This window comes from Methylophilus aquaticus, from assembly GCF_030769565.1.
In the GTDB taxonomy this organism is placed as follows: Bacteria; Pseudomonadota; Gammaproteobacteria; order Burkholderiales; family Methylophilaceae; genus Methylophilus; species Methylophilus aquaticus.
Window position 1 is genome coordinate 1 of sequence record NZ_JAVCAP010000011.1, and the last position, 20323, is coordinate 20323.

The following is a 20323-nucleotide window of genomic DNA, read 5'->3' on the forward strand; positions in this document are numbered from 1 at the left end:
CGCGTCACCACCTACTGTACCTGTCACTGGTGTTGTCGAAGTCGCTTTCGCTTCTTCTATGTTGATAATACCGTCACCGCCAAAGTTGGCATCCAGCGCAATCTCGGCTTTCGGTGGTGTCAGATCAACAGTGTAGGTAAGTTGCGTAGATTGACTCAATGAATTGCCAGCGTTATCGCTGACAGTCACCTTGGCATCAATTGTTTTATCAGGATCAGCAGCCAATTCGTTACCCGCTACATTGACACTGAAACCCAGTTTGCCATCCGCACGCGTCACCACGGTTGTTGCGTAGTCCTTGCCGTTGATAGTCACAAGCACGGGATCGCCAACTTCAGCATCACCACCCACCGTGCCAGTCACTGCAATCGTTGTTGTCGCTTTGGCTTCCTCAATATTGATAATACCGTCGCCTGCAAAGTTTGCGTCCAATGCAATCGTTGCAAACAGGTTCGGGTTAATTGCCAGTTTGTAATCTTGTGTATCGGTCGCTGTTGCACTATTACCCGCCGCGTTCGTTGTGGTCACGCTAGCAAAGATTGTACTGTCGGAATCTGCTGCCAAATCGGCACCAGGTACATTGATCGAGAATTTGCCACCATCCAGCACTGTGCCAGTAAATGGCTTGTTGTTAATTGTCAAAGTGACAACATCACCCACCTTGAACTGGCCACTGACTGTACCAGTCACAGGAATTGAGGCCGCGGTTGACTCGGCAACGTTCACAATCCCATCACCAGCCACATTCGCATCCAGGCTGATCGCCAAAGCTGGTGGCAACAGGTTCACTGTGTAAGTTTGCGTGTCGGTCGCTGTTGCGCTATTACCCGCTGCGTTGGTAGTCGTGACACTTGCAAACACTGTGGCATCAGGGTCTTTCGCCAAGTCTGCTCCTGGCACATTGATCGAGAACGTACCATCCGTCGCCACTGCACCAGTAAAGTCTTTACCATTCACAGTCACGGTCACAATGTCACCAGCCTTAAACTGGCCGCTCACAGTACCGGTGACAGGAATCGCTGCCGCCGTTGACTCGGCAACGTTCACAATGCCATCACCAGCAACGTTCGCATCCAGACTGATCGCTACTGCTGGTGGCGCTGTGTTGACTGTGTAAGTCTGTGTATCGGTCGCTGTTGCGCTGTTACCCGCTGCATTGGTCGTCGTCACACTCGCAAAAATTGTCGCATCAGAATCCGCTGCCAGATCGGCACCAGGCACATTGATCGAGAATTTGCCACCATCCAGCACTGTGCCAGTAAATGGCTTGTTGTTAATTGTCAAAGTGACAACATCACCCACCTTGAACTGGCCACTGACTGTACCAGTCACAGGAATTGATGCCGCGGTTGACTCGGCAACGTTCACAATACCGTCACCAGCCACATTCGCATCCAGGCTGATCGCCAAAGCTGGTGGCAACAGGTTCACTGTGTAAGTTTGCGTGTCGGTCGCTGTTGCGCTATTACCCGCTGCGTTGGTAGTCGTGACACTTGCAAATACTGTGGCATCAGGGTCTTTCGCCAAGTCCGCTCCTGGCACATTGATCGAGAACGTACCATCCGTCGCCACTGCACCGGTAAAGTCTTTACCATTCACAGTCACTGTCACAATGTCGCCAGCCTTAAACTGGCCGCTCACAGTACCGGTGACTGGAATCGCTGCCGCCGTTGACTCGGCAACGTTCACAATGCCATCACCAGCAACGTTCGCATCCAGACTGATCGCCAAGGCAGGGGGCAACAGGTTCACTGTATAAGTTTGAGTATCGATCGCTGTTGTGCTGTTACCTGCAACATCAGTAGTCGTCACGCTTGCTTCGATTGTGCGATCTGCATCCGAAGCCAAATCTGCACCTGGAACGTCAATGGAGAATTTACCGCCAGCCAGTACAGCACCCGTAAAGGTTTTGTTGTTGATGCTCAGGGTGACAATGTCGCCAACCTTAAACTGACCACTCACGGTACCTGTGACAGGAATCGCTGCTGCGGTTGACTCCGCAACGTTCACAATACCATCACCAGCGACGTTCGCATCCAGGCTGATCGCCAATGCTGGCGGATCAACATCCACACCATATGTTTGTGAGTCAGTCGCGGTACTTGAGTTGCCTGCAGTATCAGTCACAGTAATACGCGCATCAATGGTACGGTTAGCATCTGCAGCCAAATCTGCACCCGGCACATTGATTGAGAATGTACCGGCAGCAGTCACTGTGCCCGTAAAGTCATTGTTATTCACAGTGATAGTGACCACATCACCGGCTTTGAACTCACCAGTAACTTTACCTGTCACGGGAATACCGGCAGACTGAGACTCAACCAGGTTAACAACGCCATCACCAGCAACATTAGAATCCAAGGTGATAGTCACTATTGGCGCGGTCACATCAACAGTGAAGGTCTCGCTACCTTTAGTGCTTTGGTTGCCAGCAAGGTCAGTCACTGTGATTTGTGGTGTATAGGTACCGCTTGTCAGACCAGCGCCTGTTAAAGGCACAGTCCATACCGCTGTTCCATTCGGCCCGGCGGATACTGTGGCTGTATAATCTTTGCCATTAACAGTGATCACTACTTTATCGGTCACATTTTCTGTCGTCCCGATTAAGGTTGGCGCCGGGTTTTTGGTGATGTTATCTGTTTGACTTGCACCAGTATCATCAACCAAGGTCTCAGGCAATTGACCACTGATCTTCGTTAAATCCGGTGGGGTGGTGTCGACGCTGTAGGTTTGTGTGTCAGTTGCAGTCGTGGAGTTACCTGCAGTGTCAGTGACAGTCACACGCGCATCAATGGTACGGTCAGGATCAGCTGCCAAATCTGCACCAGGTACATTGATTGTAAATGTACCGCCCGCAGTTACAGTGCCTGTAAAGTCCTTGTTATTCACAGTGATAGTGACTACATCACCGGCTTTGAACTCACCAGTCACTTTCCCTGTTACTGGAATACCCGCAGATTGCGACTCAACCAGATTAACAACACCATCACCTGCCACATTGGAGTCCAGCGTAATTGTGACTTCAGGTGCCTTGATATCAACCGTGAAGGTCTCACTATCTTTCGTGCTTACATTACCAGCAACGTCAGTCACTGTAATTTTTGGTGTGTAAGTACCACTTGTCAGAGCTGCACCAGTTAAAGGCACAGTCCACACAGCAGTACCATTTGGGCCAGCAGAAACTGTAGCTGTGTAGGTTGTTCCATTGACCGTAACTTCTACTTTATCGGTCACGCTTTCTGTTGTACCAGTGAGAGTTGGTGTACGATTGTTTGTAATATTATCTGTTTGACTTGCACCAGTATCATCCACCAATGTTTCTGGCAGTTGACCACTGATCTTCGTTAAATCAGGTGGAGTTGTGTCAACAAACGCGGAATCTGATGCAGAGGGTGAAACTTGACCTGACTGGTTTGTCACCGAGGCAGTGACCACTAATGTGGTGCCTTCCAGACTTGCTGGGACAGGGATATCGACATTAACAAACCCAACTGCAATGTTTGCGGCAGTGAGGGTGACAGCAATTGCACCAGTATTGTGAGTGATATTAACTACATCACCTGGCTCAACCCCAATCGGCAGTCCAATACGGGCAGTCGTTAAACCATTTACCACTTCGTTGGCATTCAGAAAACCTTCTGGTGCTTGATCATCAACGAGTGTCACAGTCGGGGAGTCAGTAGCCTCCGCAAAGTAAACATAGTTCGGAGCAATCCCACCCAATGTGGCGTTGGTACCTAGCCCGCTACCGCCATTGAAATTATTAGCGTTAGCATCGGCAGTTTGGATTCTTTCCAAGTTAACAAATGTTGAGTTACCATCACTGCTTAAACCGCCAGCAGCAGGATCGTCCAACACGTCAGTCACATCACGACCTTCATTTAATGCAGTCAGTACAGCATCAAAAATTGCCTGATTAACTGCATTTTCAGTCACATCAGAAACATCGGCTTGTGCCAAGTTCTCAGTAATTTTAACGGTTTGTGCTTCAGCAAAATTTACTGTTTCACCATTAGCAAGCTTTACAACAACGGTCGCGCCAGACGCAGTGATAACCTTATCACCTGCATGCAACACCTCTCCAGCTTTGAGCATATGACGATTACCTTTATCGTCAACGACAATTGCCATACCTTCAACTTTTGAAACAGTGCCAATTACTGTAGCCATTTTTATCCTCACAAAAAAATTGAGACCAAAGTCACGTTGATCGTTATTAGACGCAATTGCAAACCATAAATCTATTGTACTGAAGTACAGTATTTGGAGTTTTCTTCCAATACCTTTTTATAGGCTTTCTGCCAACTCATAAAAGCTAAATAAAAACGGGGTCACATACGTGACCCCGTTTGAGTTGTCTGACGGCTACCGCCAGTACCAGATTAATATTTTTTATTCAGCCACTTGCTGGTAACGAATCACCTCAACACGGCGGTTCGCATCATTACCATTGACCGGATCATTTTCTTCAAGAGGTTTTGAAAAGCCATAGCCTTTAACTATCAGGCGCTTCGGATCCATACCTTTTTTAATCAGATAGTCAGAAACTGCTTTTGCACGCTTTTCTGAAAGCAACAAATTATATTTCTCTTTGGAAGTATTGCGTTTGTCAGTGTGACCTGCGATTTCCACACGGTCAGTTCCCCACTCCTTGACAACGTCATACACAATATCCAAGTCAGCATAAGACTCAGGCAATATAATGGCACTGTTGGCTTGGAAAAGAATACGCGGCGTAAACTTCATGGTTGCTTTTTCCTGGGTTTTTGGCTGGAAAGCACCACCATCCCAAGGTTTTGCGTTTGCAAGCAAGGCAGCTTTATCGGGGACAACCTGTGTTGCAGCGACAGCTTTACATACATTCTCGCGATCCATATACTCTTCGCGCGCATACTCACCAACATCTGCACGAGTCACGCCCAATTTACTTAACAACAACCCCTGACCAGCATAGGTTCTGGCATAGGCCGTGTTCATATCCATTTCAGCACTAGTGAAATTTCGGCGCGACTGGAAGTATTCGTTTTCGGTATCAAGTAAATCAAGCAATGTCCGCTGACCAATATCATATTGCTTACGATAGGCCAAACGCGCTTTTTCGATCGAATCCTGATGTTGCTGACGATAGGCGACCTGCTCTTTAAGCTGTTTGATGCTGTTGTAAGCAATCGAAACTTGCTGACGTGCATCAATACAAGCCTTATCACGCAAATCGTGTGACTGATTTAAATTTTCAACAGCGGAGTCCAGATTGGACTTATCTGTGAATCCATTAAAAATGTTCCAGCTTGCTGTTACTTCCAATGTATCTGCAGCAAGCGTACTGTTCTGGCTAGCGCCATTCACATCAAGCACTTTACGGCCTTGCAAATCCACGCGTGGCATAAATGGTGCTTTTTTACCAGAAACAGACTTTTCAACCGCAATAATGTTTTCAATGGATGCCAGAACATTAGGGTTTTGTTTATATGCCAATTCCAATGCCTGTTCAGGAGTGGCTGCCAAACCTTCATCAGACATCATCACTTCAACGACGCTATCAGACGGCAACTCACCAACCAAGCGCTGAAAGCGTGCAGAGACATCATACAAATTCGTTGTTTCAGTCAACAAGTTAGCTTCTGCTAACGCCAAACGACCTGTGGCTTGCTCAAGATCGACTTTCTTGCCCACACCAGCATCTACACGGGACTTAATCTTGTCAAAAACCTGTTTATGCACAACAAAATTGTCTTGCGCATATGACACCAAACGACGATACCTCAGAAGATCAAAGTAGGCAGCGGCAGTATCAAGTGCTACGTTTTGCATTTGCGCTTGCAATTCGTAAAACCTTGCTTTGGCAACATGGTCAAGACGTCCGACTTCGGATGGGGTTGCCAGACCATCAAAAATCATCTGACGAAGAGTCAAAGTAGATTGCTGATTTGGCGTGAATGTGTTGTTAACGTTAGGCGTCAATCGCTCTTGATTTCTGAACGTTTGATCAATCGTCAGATTAGGCAGATACCGTCCTTTTGCCGCAGACTCATCAAACTCTGCGGCTTTAAACGCATGGAAGCGCGCTTGTACCTCAGGGTTTTCAGAGACGGCTTTTTCAATCATCTTTTCCAGGGTATCGGGGCTATTGGCCCATACGTTAACGGAATACGAAAATACACCCATTAGAATTGTCGAAGCGATTTTTTTTAGTTTCATGTGCAGGCTCTTAACAAGTTATAAAGATTGAGTCAATACTTCAGTATAGCGACTCAATTGTTAAGGCACAAGGGGAATAGGCCTAGTGACAGCATAGTCCTTAGGCGTTTTAAAGCGGGAATTGTCAAATTTGCAAAAAAGAGTGTTTTTTTAGTCAAAAGATTCCAGATAAAACAAAAAATTACATTATCTGTAAAAAATAAACAAATAAAACACATCAAGAATTCAAGGGCATTTTATTCACCCCTTTTTTTTGGAGGCTACTTACCGAAAAAAAAGAGTTTTCAGAAGCCTTTCCCTGTAACACCAGCGCAAGGTGTAAACGGTCCTTTACATTCAACGTCTCAAATACCGAGGTTAAATGCGCTTTAACAGTTCGCTCAGAAATAGAGAGTACGCGGGCAATTTCTTTATTACTGAGTCCTTTGGCGGCTTCAAGTGCAACCTCACGTTCACGCTTGGTGAGCGCCTCCAATATCTCTTCTTGCTGTAGCGCACTTTGATGCACTGGTTGGGTAGTGATTGCAATTAAATGCTTCAGCAAGTCTCTTCCCAACCATACCCCGCCATGGGCGACTACACTGGAAACCTCCTTAAGCACCTTAGGATGCGCATACGCATGCAAATAACCCACAGCGCCCAAAGCCAACGCCTGCATTGCCTCAGCTTCCTCAGGACTATTTGACAGCACGATTACTTTTGCATGCGGCGAGCGACTCAAAACAGTTTGCACCAGCGCCTTCCAGGCTACATTCTGCTCATGTAGAACATGTACCCAGACAACACCATTCTCGGATACCTTTAAAGATTGGTCACTACCCGCGACCATCATCTCAGGAAAAGCGATTTTCCATGACTCTATAGGTTGCTGTAATGATGTAATAAATAAATGTTTCATAGTAATTAGCGCTCGGTTAATGCATATGATTTTGCTTTAAGTACTGGTTTTAGCAGATAAGACAATACCGTTTTCTTACCGGTCAACACATCCACCTGTGCCACCATCCCAGGAATAATCGGCAAATGCTCTCCCAGATTATTCTTAACTGTTTTTATTTTAACGACATAAAATGCATTTCCTTTATCGTCAATTGTGGAATCAGCTGCAATATCTTCCACAACGCCATCAAGACTGCCATAAATAGTGTAATCATAGGCCGTCAATTTAATAATTGCAGGCTGTTGAGGTCGGATAAACGCAATATCTTTAGTCTGGACTTTTGCTTCAATGACCAAGCTGTCATCTGAAGGCACAACTTCCATGACTTCCTTGCCTGGTTGAATGACCCCCCCCACCGTGTTGAAGTAGAGCTTGCTGATTTTACCGTTCACCGGGGACAGCAGTGTCGACTGCTTGACCTTATCGGACAATGCCAAACTGGATTGCGACAAGCTATTAATTTTTGCAGTGGTTTCGTTTAAATCTGTCCGCACCTTGCTTAAGAAAGACTGTTGTGCTTCAGATATTTTACGTCTAGCTTCTGAAATGGCTGAGGTCAAACGACCCAATTGTGCCGATGCCTGATCGATATCTCCCTTAGCTCGATTCGCCTCGCGCTCCAAACGCAGGATCTCTATCTCTGAAACAGCGCCACTACTCAACAAGGGACGGTTGGCTGCCAACTCTTTCATATTTGACTCATAAGTTTTAATCGCCACTTCCTTTTTGAACTGCACTTCGGACAACTCACGCTCACGTTGCGACAGTTGATCTCGAGCAATGTTAACCTGCGAATTTAATTCTTCACGGCCATTGTTAAACAACTGCAATTCCTGCAAGTAAGTTTCGGGGACTTTTTGTTGCACCTCGTCAGGCGGATTGAAGCTATCACCGTTTGCAAGTGCTTTCAACCGGGCCTCTTTTGCCTTGAGCGACAAGAATTGGCTCTCATTTTCCTTAAGAGATGAAATTGCTCGAGTTTCATCAATTTTGATCAAGGGCTGCCCCCTCTTAACCGTATCACCCAGCTTAACCATAATATCAGTGACAATACCACCATCTAATGACTGCACTACCTGTATTTGCCGGGAAGGAATCACACGGCCTTCACCGCGGGTGACTTCATCCACTTTGGCAAAATTTGCCCATACCAGCAATACCAGCATAATGCCAATCATGGTGTAAATCACCACTTTGGCATGCAGCATACTCTGGGCCACCATCAGGTCATGGGCTTGTTCAGTCCAGTTACGATTTTCTGCGGTTTCTGTTTTAACCAGCTTATCTACCAACATAGTGACAGGTTTGCCCAAACGCCCCCAAAAACTTTCACGCTCGGTAATGTTGCCAAACTTTTCGAATAATTTTTTTGCCATAACGCGCCTACCTTGCCTTGCCAACTTTGCCAGCACGCAATGCCGCGGTGACATCTTCTTTTGATCCATCAGCAACTACCTGACCAGCATCAAGCACCAGCAGGCGATCTGCAATTTCCAACATAGCATTCCGATGGCTGATCACGATCAGGGTTTTATTCTGCGCGGCTTCGCCAATACGGCGTTTCACAACATCCTCACCAGAATGGTCCATGGCACTGGTGGGCTCATCCAGCAGGATAATTTGTGGGCGCGTAACGAAAGCACGTGCAATGCCCACCCCTTGTCGCTGTCCGCCTGACAAGGTATCGCCGCGCTCCCCCACTTCGAGATCAAATCCTTTGGGGTGTGCATTCACAAAATCTGCAATCCCTCCAACTTGCGCAGCTTCCAGTACTGCCTGATCATCCGCATGCGGCTGTCTCAATGTAATGTTGTCGCGCAAAGAACCGTAAAACAAATGACTGTCTTGCTGTACGTAGCCGATACTGCGGCGCAACTCTGCCGGGTCGATCTGACGCGCATCAATACCATCGATCAGAATCGCTCCTTCTGTAGGTTGATATAAGCCGAGAATTAATTTATTGATCGTCGTTTTACCTGACCCCATCCTTCCAATCAGGCCCACATGCTCTCCTGCCTGAATCCGGAAAGAGACACGATGCAAGGCAAATTCATCGCTTCCTGGATATTTGAAGGAAACGTTTTTGAATTCAATATCCCCTTTAAACGCCGGGCGAGACAAGAAATTGACGCCTGCATTGCGCTCAACAGGCTTGCTCATGATTTCATCCAGAGACTTTAATGAAGTTGCCGCGGTATGGTATTGGGTAAAAAGATTGGCAATCTGTGAGATCGGCGCCAACCCTCTACTGGTAAGCTGTGAACAAGCAATGAGCCCCCCCATGGTGAGGTCGCCGTTTGAAATCAGGTAAACCCCGACAATGATAATCACCACACTGATAATTTGCTGCAAAGCATACGAACCATTGGTAATAGAGGAGGATAGCAGCTTCATCTTGCTGCCTACTTCAGACAAAAACAAGGCGCTGCGCTCCCACTTGTTTTGCATGATGCCTTCGATACCCATAGACTTCACTGTTTCCAGTCCGACCAGACTTTCAATCAGCGAGGCATTGCGTTGCGCACTTGCACGATACATCGTTTCAGACAGATCATGCATTTTAGCCTGCACGCTCAATGAATAAACCAATACGATCAAACCGCCCACCAGGGCTGGCAACACCATTAATGGGCTGATCCAGGCAATCACAATCAGGAAAATGATGCCAAAAGGGAGGTCAATCATGGTCACTACGGTGGCCGAGGTAATAAAATCCCGCACACTCTCAAATGACCGCAAATTGGAAGCAAATGATCCTACGGAATTGGGACGTGCATCGTAGCGGGTGCCCAATACCTTCTCCATGATTTTAGCGCTGAGCTTCACATCAATTCGGGAGCTGGCCCAATCCAGAAAATGGGAGCGCATAGAACGCAACAGCAAATCACCTATTACAATCAATGAAACCCCTATCCCCAGCACCCACAACGTTTCTACGGCTTTGTTAGGCACCACCCGGTCATAGACATTCATGGTGAATAGCGGCATTGCCAGTGCAAACAGATTAATTACAAAAGCAGCCATCATAACGTCACGATAGATCCCTTTATTTTCAGTTAATGCACCCCAGAACCAGTGGCGCACGGTTACCCGGCCCACTTCGGGCGTTCTGGCATCGAAAATGAAGTTTTGCTTGGTTACCAGCGCATAGCCTGTATATTGTGCGGCCAGATCTGCCATACTCATGGTGACAGGCTCCATCGAGAGGTCAGGGAAGACGACTTGCGCAAAATGCTGACTTGAATCTACCTGCAACACCTGGCAAGCGCGGTCATTGCTGAGCAATAAGGTGATATCAGCCTGAGGCTGATATAGAGTAGAGATCGCTGCCTGTTTAACCTCGACAGACAATCGCAAGCGCTCTGCAGAGCGCTTGAATAACTCAGGCGTTAACTTACCATCTTCCAACGGCAGGCCGGAGATCAACGCATCGCGGGTGGTCGCTAAACGATTATGGCGACAAATATAGAGCAAACACTCTAACAGAGAGTCCGCATTACTTTTATTAAAATAGTGTGTTGTTTCCATAGCACTCAGCTTATTATTATCCTTATCATCAACACGCAACATGGCTAATGCAAGTTAAATGATATGCGTTTACGCAGCGTGTCAAACCTTTGAGTATATGGCATAACGTCGGCCAATTGTCAGATTTGAGCTAATCAGAATTGACTAAAGTTTACATCTTCCTGCACATAGGGCCCTGTGACCGCCTCAATACCGATAGCATTCAGACTATCCAGTTCCTGCTGGTCTTGCACCCCTTCGGCAATCGGCATAATCCCCATCGTGCGGACCATCATGCAAAGACCTCGCAACAGCGATTGTTGTTGGGGTCGCAAATGCACATCTCGAATCAATGAGGCGTCAAACTTGATGAAGTCCAGGCCCAACTCATGTAAATCACCTAACTGCCCCAAGCGCGAAGCCACATGTTCGATACCAATCTGACAGCCTAGAGACTTCACTAACTGCGCAAACTGCCTGAACGCAACCGGATCACTAAAGGCAGACTCTTCAGAAATTTCGAACCCCATTCTGGAGGGCGCACTGACCGTGAGTATTAACGCCTGCAACTTGTCACGATAATCCTCACTACGCATGGCTGCAGAAGATACATTGACACTGAGTGCTACATTATCTTTACGCAACATCTCTACGGCGCATTCAAGCGCCAGGCCATCCAGCGTTTTTATCATATCCAACTGACTGGCCCAATCGATAAATGCGCCCGCTGCCAGCCACTGGTCTCCTTCATCTATGTGCAACCGTAGCGGACATTCGTAATGCAGCACTTGTTGGTCACGCAGCATGACCGGGTAGCGCGCCAACTTGATTTGTTTTTGCTCAATAGCCTGCAAAAATTGTTGTTTCCACTGACTGAGGTAATTTTTCCTTGAAGTCACAATACTGTTGGCATTCATTACCCGCACAGGCAACGGTGCCTGATCACCCGACAACTCAAGAATAAACTGCATCACTCTGAAGATATCCGCATAATCATCAGATTTTTTTGTTTTGGCATGCGCCAGCACAAATTGGAATTGCACCAACTGCTGTGCGGCATTCAGCTTCTCCAACACCAGCTTCAGTTCTGATGTAACAGCGAAGTCATCCAGTGGCTGTCGACTGAATATACCAAACAGCCCCCCTGCCAAGCGCCCGCAGAACACATGCGGGTAGTGCTCAACATGCGCCTTGATCACATCTCCCACTTTTTTAATCAGTTGATTGGTCACACTATAGCCGAGTTGCCTATCAATATCAGACAGGTTGCGCAGCTGCACCAGAGTCAACATACCTTCCACATAATTATCGCTTTTCAAGGCGACTGAAGCGGTATTGGCAAAGTGCGACTGGTTCATCAAACCAGTCACTTCATCGTAATTAATTTGCTGGTTCAGTTCATTCAGACGCTGCGACTCTTCGGTCACAATTTGTTTGATACGCTCGGACAAGCTATTCATGGTGCGTACCAGTTTCTTGAACTCCAGCGTTTCAGGCTCTTCAATCGTGATGTATTCACGTTCACCCAATGCCTCTGCCTGCGCAATCACCTGATCCAGTGGCGACAATATCCGTTTGAGCCATACGCCAGAGACGATATAACTCAACAGGGCCACAATAAATGTCCACATCAGGGCGTGGCGCGAGGTTTCCCATAACTGGTCGTAAGCCAGCGAAGGCTCACTTTCCATCACCAGCGTGCCATATTGCTGCCAGCCTGACTGGATATTCGCCATGCCTGGCTGAATATGGATTGGAAAAATGGATTGAAACCAAGTTGGCGCAGTGGATTTTGCCAGTTGGTTACGACGCTCGATCATGACTTTGTTATCAGGCGACATGATTGCAATTCTGCGGTAATGGCCCATATCAAACTGTGCACTTAAAATCAGTTCAACAGTGACATTATCTTTAGGAATATTCGACAGCGTAATTGCCAGACCATTTGCGTTATCGTTGTTTTTCTTCTGTAATTGCTCGGCCATGTAACGATGATCATCGTAAACAGCCAAAAAAAGGCAACCGGCAGCCACCATCAAAATAATGACCGAAATTGCTATGCGTATTTGTTTTATCAGTGACATTTGGAGGCCCTCTTTTTATGTTGGGGTATATCCAGCAACAACCCGTATGTGTTGTAGGCATCTGACTTCAAGCCTAGCACCAACCACGGACAATAACCATCTTTTCAACTGTTTTTTTCTCATTCCAGCCCATCCTGTCGCATACGTGTCACCACATCCCGCCATTTGGATATATTGGTGGCAGAACCGGCACGCACATTCGGGTTATTGGCCACAAACAGGCCTTTGTCATTAAAGCTGAAGACCGGATACAAATCCCCACGTCTGGAAGCCGGCAGCAACTCAAAAGATAAATTATCCAGAATCAACGGATCGCTGGCTGGCGTTGCATAATAGGCCAACACCATATGCGGCCGGATAGCCCCGCTCGGCATGCGGGCCCGTACATAAGTCAATCGCAACTTATCACTGGAGACCCCGAGCTTTTTAAGCAACATATACTTGGCAATACTGAAATCCTCACAGTCGCCAGCCCCTTTACCAAAGGTTTCCAGGGGGGTGGCCCAATAATCATCTATGCCCCACAGGTCAATATCATCGACGAAGAGTACATGCTGATTGGTAAAATCGTTCACCATGCCGATCTTGGTCATTTCGCTGACACCCGCCAACTGCACAGTCAACTCACGCAAACGCATGACATTCTGATAAGCCTCTTCGCTGTATCGCTGACGGATTTTCTCCAGCATCACCAAGACATAGTCGTCCGCATAAGTCAGCGGCCAGCACAAACACAGCAACAGTGTGAGGCCGGTCGCAATGCTTGAAAATGATATGGAGGCGTGGCGTTTCATGTAAATTAAAAGATTTCCAGCCATGGATTATGGCATGCAGCATACCCCCGCAAATGCAAAAACAACAAGGGTTTCACCGATAAATTCAATCCTCTGCGGCCGCTTGCCTGCCTATGCGAATAGATCAGGCAAATACCTTTAAGCAAAGACAAGCCGGAGCGTATTGGGTAAAATAGCACTTTTGAAACACAACACGCATACCCAATTATGTCTTTGACCACGCTTAACGCACTCTCACCCCTGGATGGCCGCTACCAATCAAAACTGGATCCTTTGCGGCCCTATTTCAGCGAATTCGCGCTGATCAAGCACCGCGCACTGGTGGAAGTGGAGTGGCTCAAAGCACTCAGTGCCGCCAGCGCATTAAGTGAAATTGCTGCATTCAGCCCTGAAACCATTGCAGAGCTCGATGCTGCGATCAGCGGATTCAGTGAAGAGGATGCAGCACAGGTCAAAGCGATTGAAATGCGCACCAACCACGACGTCAAAGCGCTCGAGTACTGGTTGAAAGAGAAGTTTGACGGCAATCCTGAAATCAAGAAAGCCAGCGAGTTTATTCACTTTGCCTGTACCTCTGAAGACATTAACAACTTGTCGCACGCCCTGATGCTAAAGGCGGCACGCGATGCCGTGATGCTGCCATTTTTGCAGCAAGTCATCACGCGCCTGACCGATTTGTCCAAAGACCTGGCTGACCAGGCCATGCTCTCCCGCACCCATGGACAAACTGCCAGCCCGACCACCATGGGCAAAGAGCTGGCCAACGTGGTTTATCGCTTGCAACGCCAGATCGTACAACTGCAGGGCAATGAGATATTAGGCAAAATCAATGGTGCCGTGGGTAACTTCAATGCACATTTATCTGCCTACCCCGACTTTGACTGGGAAAACTTTGCCAAGCAATTTGTAGAGTCACTGGGACTGACCTACAACCCGATGACCATCCAGATTGAGCCGCATGACTATATGGCCGAGCTGTATGACACCCTGTCGCGCATCAATACCATTTTAATTGACCTGAATCGGGATATCTGGGGCTACATTTCGGTGGGTTACTTCAAACAAAAGGTCAAGGCAGGTGAAATTGGGTCATCCACTATGCCGCATAAAGTCAATCCAATTGACTTTGAAAATTCCGAAGGCAATCTGGGGCTGGCAAACGCGGTCTTGCGACACCTGGCAGAAAAGCTGCCGATTTCACGCTGGCAGCGTGACCTGACAGACTCCACCGTATTGCGCAATATGGGCGTCGCGCTGGGCTATGCCTTGCTGGGTTATGATTCCTGCCTGCGCGGCCTGAACAAACTCGAAATTAATCCGCAACGCCTGCAGGAAGACCTCAATAACAGTTGGGAAGTCCTGGCAGAACCTATCCAGACTGTGATGCGCCGTTATGGTATTGAAAATCCCTATGAGCAACTCAAAGAGCTGACACGTGGCAAAGGTGGCATCAACCAGCCATCCCTGCATACCTTTATCGAAACGCTGCAGATTCCTGTAGAAGCCAAACAATATCTGCTGGCATTGACGCCTGCAACTTATACCGGCAAAGCCGGTCAGTTAGTAAAGCACATCACATAGCCAACACATCGCATATTTTTTTCGTTTTTTGAGGACGCTTACGTTTTAGTCTCGACGCCAGGAAAACTCAAGAAATCGATTGTTCATCCGATTTCAACCGCCAAACGGGCTGGGGCCAAGTGCTTTGCTATGCTGCACTTTTGCCTGGCCTCACTGGCTTGTGCGCAGTCATCTGACTGGTTTGAAGTCAAACAAGGCGGTGCTTATCAAACCCGTTTCAGTGTAAGCAGTGCGTCTGAAAACACTGACAAAGCCCCCTTAAAAACGCTGCTTGAACAGCACCTGTCCATCCACGATGCCATGCGCAATCCACGCATGAATGATGCTGAATGGCGCCGCATGATTCAGAAAACACCCCAGGAAATTTCCGATTTACTAGCCACGCAAGGCTATTTCAAAGCGCGCACCACCATAGCTCAGGAATCTCCACACACTGTCGTATTTAACATTGACCTTCCCGAACAAGCCAGCATCCAGAGCGTCAGCATCGATTTTACGGGTGACATCGCCAGTCAGCCGGGCAAACACAGCCTGTCACTCGCGCAATGTCGGCAAACTTGGGCACTGCAACCGCAACACCCCTTTACGCAGGAGGCATGGACCTCCGCCAAACGCGCCCTGCTTGGCACGCTGTTGCGCGCCGAATTCCCCAATGCCAAGCTCACTGAATCACGTGCACTGATTCATCCGCAAAGCCATCTGGTCACCATATCGATCAAGGTAGACTCAGGCCCCGCCGTCCGCTTTGGCAAAGTCACTCTGCACGGCCTGAAACATTATCATGCACACATGTTTGAGCCGCTGATGAACATCCATCCCGGCACCCCCTATCAGCCATCAGAATTGCTCTCGTTGCAAAACGCACTGATGGCAAGCGGTAAATTCAGTCAGGTCGATGTGGTCGCCAACACCCGCCAGCTTAACCCCGACCAGACAGCCGACATTGATGTCACCGTGCACGAACAGGATCAGAAAAATGTACGCATAGGGGTAGGGGCCAGCACCAACACTGGGGCACGCATGGTGTTTAATTATACGGATCGCAATTTGTTTGACCGTGGCCTGTTGTGGGACAGCAGCATCCGGCTGGAGCAGCGGCTGCAGGCAGCGATCTCCAACGTCACTTTTCTCACGGATAAACAAGGTTACCGGGACAGCATACAAAACAGTGTGACGCGTACCGATCTGGAGGGACAGATCACCACCGCCTTGCAAAACGGGGTCAGGCGCTATTGGGGACAACCCTCCCGGTTTGAGCAATTTGTCGGTGCCAATCTGCTCTACGAGTTTTTAACGGTGGACGGTGAGTCCTCACAATTCAACAAGGCCGCGACTGTCGCTTATGGCATCAATATGCGCCAGCTGGATTTTGCGCTGGCGCCCACCAAAGGCTGGATACTCAATACACAATTTCAGCTGGCGCCTTTTGACCGGCTGTCTGACGGACGTTTTTTGCAATCCCAGGCACGCGTGCAGGCTTTTTATCCACTGGCGACCAATACCCAATGGCTGGGACGGCTCGAAGTCGGGATAATCTCTGGCTCCACCAGTGTGCCGGCCACTTATTTATTCCGTGCGGGGGGCGACCAGTCAGTGCGCGGGTATGCTTTCCAGTCCCTGGGCGTCAAAGAGGGCGATGCCATTACCGGCGGCCGCGTCCTGCTCACGGGTAGCAGTGAAATTGTGCAATGGCTGACGCATGCATGGGGTGCAGCCGTGTTTGTAGACTTTGGTAACGCTGCCAATCGATGGCAGGATTACGACCCTGCGCTTGGCTATGGCTTGGGCGTGCGCTGGCGCAGCCCCATCGGGCCGGTCGGCGTGGATATTGCCTATGGCGAGCAAACCAAAGAATACCGGCTGCATTTTAATCTGGGAGTTAACTTTTGAATCCGAAGAGCCATTGCATCACGCAAAGTCTTCGCAAACCATTGTGGTGCGCCATGTTTAAATCCCTCCTGCGCTTTTTGCTGGTGGGATGGCTCTGCCTGTCACTGATCATCACGCCTCAGATCATTTGGGCTGCGAATGTGATGATCATGGGCAGCCTCACCCATATTGAAACCGATCTGGGCAACGCCATCCTGACCGTTGACGGCATAGACTCGCGCATGCGTCTGGGTGTGACACCGCGTGGCGAACTCACCGTTTCACAATTCAATGCCCGGCAGGTCACCCTGCAATTTAAAGCGAATCCGCCTCCTTCCGACAAAAAAGTGGCAGCACCCATGCCGTCACACATCCATATTCCCCTGCCCTTTCAACTGCAATCGGGCACAATCGAGCGGCTCACCATCAAACAGGGGATCAGCATTACCCACATTGAACATATCCAGTTTGACCTGCATGCAGACAGCGCACATTTGCAGTTCAGGATCATGGAGGCGAGCAGCCCCTGGGGAAATATACAGACCACGTTTGACATGCAAAACAGTGCTCCCTTTTCTGTCAACGGCTGGCTGGCACTGAAACAGGCTCAGGGTGAAATGGCCTACTATTTACGCACAGAATTACATGGTGATTTGAGCCGCTTGCAGATCACTTCCGCACATCACTATCAACCCGGTGCCAAGCCTTATGCCATTGTCCCGGTCAACAGCCAAACAGAAGGTGATCAGATTCAAGATGTCGTACAACTGGATGCCTCGATTGGTCTGGATGCGGCGCGTTCTAGCCAGCTTAACTTTCACCTGAAAAACCTGCAGGCAAGTCATCTGCATCCGCAACTGGCAGGGAAGATGGACTTGCAAATCCTGGCAGACGGCAGCCTTGCCGAGCACGGCGTCATGCGTATCACCGTAGATGCAGGTGATAGTCATCTCCAGCAACAGGCATTCACCGTGCGTGGCACGGCCTCGTTATCAGGCACGCAGTTATTGGCCATGGATATCCTGGCGCAACTGGATCAAAACACGCTCAGGCTACAAGGGGCCGCAGATACCTCATCCCCTGCCACCACACAACTGCAGTGGCAAGTCAGCCTGCCCAATCTGGAGCAGTTCATGCCGGGGTTTGCCGGCCAGCTGCGTGGACAAGGTAGCCTGCGCCATGGGTCAGAACAGCAGAGTGCGCATTTTGAGTTGCAGGGGCAGCAACTACAGTTGCCACAAGGTCTGACGCTACCCACACTTCAGGCCTCCGGGCAGATATCCAGCCATGCACAAGCACCGTTGAAGCTTTCAGTACAATTAAAGGGCCTGACACAACAAGATATACAAGGCAACAACAGTCCACCTATTGATGCATCACTCACATTGCAGGGCAGCCTGGCACAACACCAGCTGGCACTGCATGTACAAGACAGTGACCCCCAGTTGCACCGCACGGTCAACGCACAAATAGCAGGCATGTCGGATGATCGGGGCTGGCACGGCCAACTGACTCAGCTCGAGGATGAAACCGGCAAGGTTTTCCAGCTTGCGCATGCTGCGGCACTGAATTGGCATCCACAACAGGGGTTTGAACTGCAAGACCTGGACATACGCGTGATTGGTGGACAATTGCTGATGAAGCAACTTGCCTATCGTCCTGCGGACAATGCATCTAGTGGAACAGTCGCCACCGCAATGCAACTGCACAGTCAAGGGGGCCTGAAGCAGTTTCCGCTACAAGCGCTACTCGCGTGGGCAAACCCGACCATTCAGGCACCGTTACCAGCACAACATTTACGCCTGGATGCCGACTGGAACCTGAACCTGGATCAGACATTCAACGGCACATTCCAGTTACAAAAAGCCAGTGGTGACTGGCTGGTATATGACACAATCAACACGCAATGGCATGCACTGCAATTACAAAAACTGAGCGCCGGATTACAGGCCACCAACAACCGTATCACGCTTGCCACCACGATTGAAACTGCACAGACAGGCACCCTGGCCGTGCAAGCAGACACAGAAATAAGCCCGACGTCAAATGGGTTTGTACTAAAAAAGACAGCCCCGCTCACTGCCCGGCTGAATGGACATCTGAGCCACATAGACTGGCTGGGCAAACTATTGCCTGACATTCAGCCTGCAGGTGCGCTCACATTGGACGTGCGTGCCAACGGCACCCTGGCGCATCCGCAGTTACAAGGCAGCATTACCGGCAGCGGCCTCGCCCTCAGCATTCCCTCGCAAGGGCTGTGGCTACAACAGGGCATGCTGAATATTGGCTTACAAGGTGAGCAGATGCGCCTCAATCAGATGCAGTTTTCTGGTAAAAGCGGCCAACTCACAGGCACCGGCCTGCTGACATTTGATCAGGCATATTGGCAGCTCGATCTCGGACTCAGCATGGACCACCTGCAAGCACTGTCTCGCGTTGATCGCTGGGTCGAACTCAGTGGCAGGTCGCAATTACAAATCACGCCAGAGCAGACCCAGATACAAGGCAAACTCAACATACACAAAGGCTTGTTCGAGTTGCCAAAAGCAGACAGGCCTCAATTGAGCGAAGATGTGGTCATCGCGTCGAGTGAGACCGTCTCGGTCAAGCCTGCCTCCAGATTATCATTTCAGGATTTTGAACTGGATTTTGGGAGCAAGCCAAGCCCTCCATTTAAAGAGTCTGAGCAGTTTATGCTACGCGGACAAGGACTAAATGGCGCGCTGAGCGGCCAGATGCGCCTGAACGGTGAACTGGACCAACTGTCAGCAGCCGGCACACTTGACATCACCGGCACCTACCTGGCTTATGGACAATCCCTCAATATTGAAACCGGTCGCCTGATCTTTAGCGGAAAAATCCCGAATATCGGCCTTGATATCCTAGCAACCCGCCAGGTCGAAAGCACCAAGGTAGGCATCCAGATCAATGGCAGCCTGCAAACCCCGCAACTGAAACTGGTGGCCACGCCTGAAACCACCAATGAAAATAAAATATCACTGCTGGTGCTAGGTCAACCTATATCTGCAGTGGGCAGTAGTGATATGGCCATGCTGTCCGTGGCGGCAGGTGCCTTGTTGTCACAAGGTGACTCCGTCTCGCTGCAAACCAAAATCGCACAAACTATCGGGCTGGACAGTATTGATGTGCGTGGCTCGAGCAGCACCAATTATGCGGTCAGTGTGGGTAAACGCATCAATAAAAATCTGGTGGTCGGATACGAAAAAAGCATTGTCGGCCTGCTAAATGTTGGTAAACTCACCTATCAACTGACCAAACGTATTGTGATTGAAACACGCACGGGTTCGGATAACGCGCTGGATGTGTTTTACAGCTTCAGCTTTGACTAA

10 protein-coding genes are annotated in these 20323 nt (G+C 49.0%); 3 read left to right on the forward strand and 7 right to left on the reverse strand.

The window, feature by feature from the left end; translation table 11 throughout:
- The 7 genes from Q9291_RS04950 to Q9291_RS04980 form a co-directional block, all read right to left on the reverse strand.
- Nucleotides 1-4170 (reverse strand): beta strand repeat-containing protein (locus Q9291_RS04950; protein WP_306388919.1); only part of this gene is annotated, 4170 nt, incomplete at its 3' end.
- Between the two features lie 222 nt (nucleotides 4171-4392).
- A complete protein-coding gene (locus tag Q9291_RS04955) occupies nucleotides 4393-6198 on the reverse strand; it encodes a TolC family outer membrane protein (protein WP_306388920.1) in 1806 nt (601 codons plus the stop codon).
- Between the two features lie 217 nt (nucleotides 6199-6415).
- The gene (locus tag Q9291_RS04960) at nucleotides 6416-7096 is read right to left on the reverse strand and encodes a LuxR family transcriptional regulator (RefSeq protein WP_306388921.1); all 681 of its coding nucleotides are present in this window, start codon (nucleotides 7094-7096) and stop codon (nucleotides 6416-6418) included.
- Nucleotides 7097-7101: 5 nt separating this feature from the next.
- Nucleotides 7102-8514 carry an HlyD family type I secretion periplasmic adaptor subunit gene (locus tag Q9291_RS04965; protein WP_306388922.1) on the reverse strand — a complete coding sequence of 471 codons (1413 nt, stop codon included), beginning with the start codon at nucleotides 8512-8514 and terminating at the stop codon, nucleotides 7102-7104.
- A gap of 7 nt (nucleotides 8515-8521) precedes the next feature.
- Complete coding sequence (locus Q9291_RS04970) at nucleotides 8522-10666, reverse strand: type I secretion system permease/ATPase (RefSeq protein ID WP_306388923.1); 2145 nt, start codon at nucleotides 10664-10666, stop codon at nucleotides 8522-8524.
- A gap of 134 nt (nucleotides 10667-10800) precedes the next feature.
- A complete protein-coding gene (locus tag Q9291_RS04975; RefSeq protein ID WP_306388924.1) occupies nucleotides 10801-12729 on the reverse strand; it encodes a bifunctional diguanylate cyclase/phosphodiesterase in 1929 nt (642 codons plus the stop codon).
- Nucleotides 12730-12848: 119 nt separating this feature from the next.
- Complete coding sequence (locus tag Q9291_RS04980) at nucleotides 12849-13523, reverse strand: transglutaminase-like cysteine peptidase (RefSeq protein ID WP_306388925.1); 675 nt, start codon at nucleotides 13521-13523, stop codon at nucleotides 12849-12851.
- 207 nt (nucleotides 13524-13730) lie between these two features.
- Here Q9291_RS04980 and purB point away from each other — a divergent pair, with 207 nt between their 5' ends.
- The 3 genes from purB to Q9291_RS04995 all read left to right on the forward strand — a co-directional run bounded on the left by purB (nucleotide 13731) and on the right by Q9291_RS04995 (nucleotide 20323).
- The gene (purB, locus tag Q9291_RS04985; RefSeq protein ID WP_306388926.1) at nucleotides 13731-15104 is read left to right on the forward strand and encodes an adenylosuccinate lyase; all 1374 of its coding nucleotides are present in this window, start codon (nucleotides 13731-13733) and stop codon (nucleotides 15102-15104) included.
- Between the two features lie 129 nt (nucleotides 15105-15233).
- Nucleotides 15234-16994: an autotransporter assembly complex protein TamA gene (locus Q9291_RS04990; protein ID WP_306388927.1), complete on the forward strand. Its 1761-nt coding sequence runs from the start codon at nucleotides 15234-15236 to the stop codon at nucleotides 16992-16994.
- 53 nt (nucleotides 16995-17047) lie between these two features.
- Nucleotides 17048-20323: a translocation/assembly module TamB domain-containing protein gene (locus Q9291_RS04995; RefSeq protein WP_306388928.1), complete on the forward strand. Its 3276-nt coding sequence runs from the start codon at nucleotides 17048-17050 to the stop codon at nucleotides 20321-20323.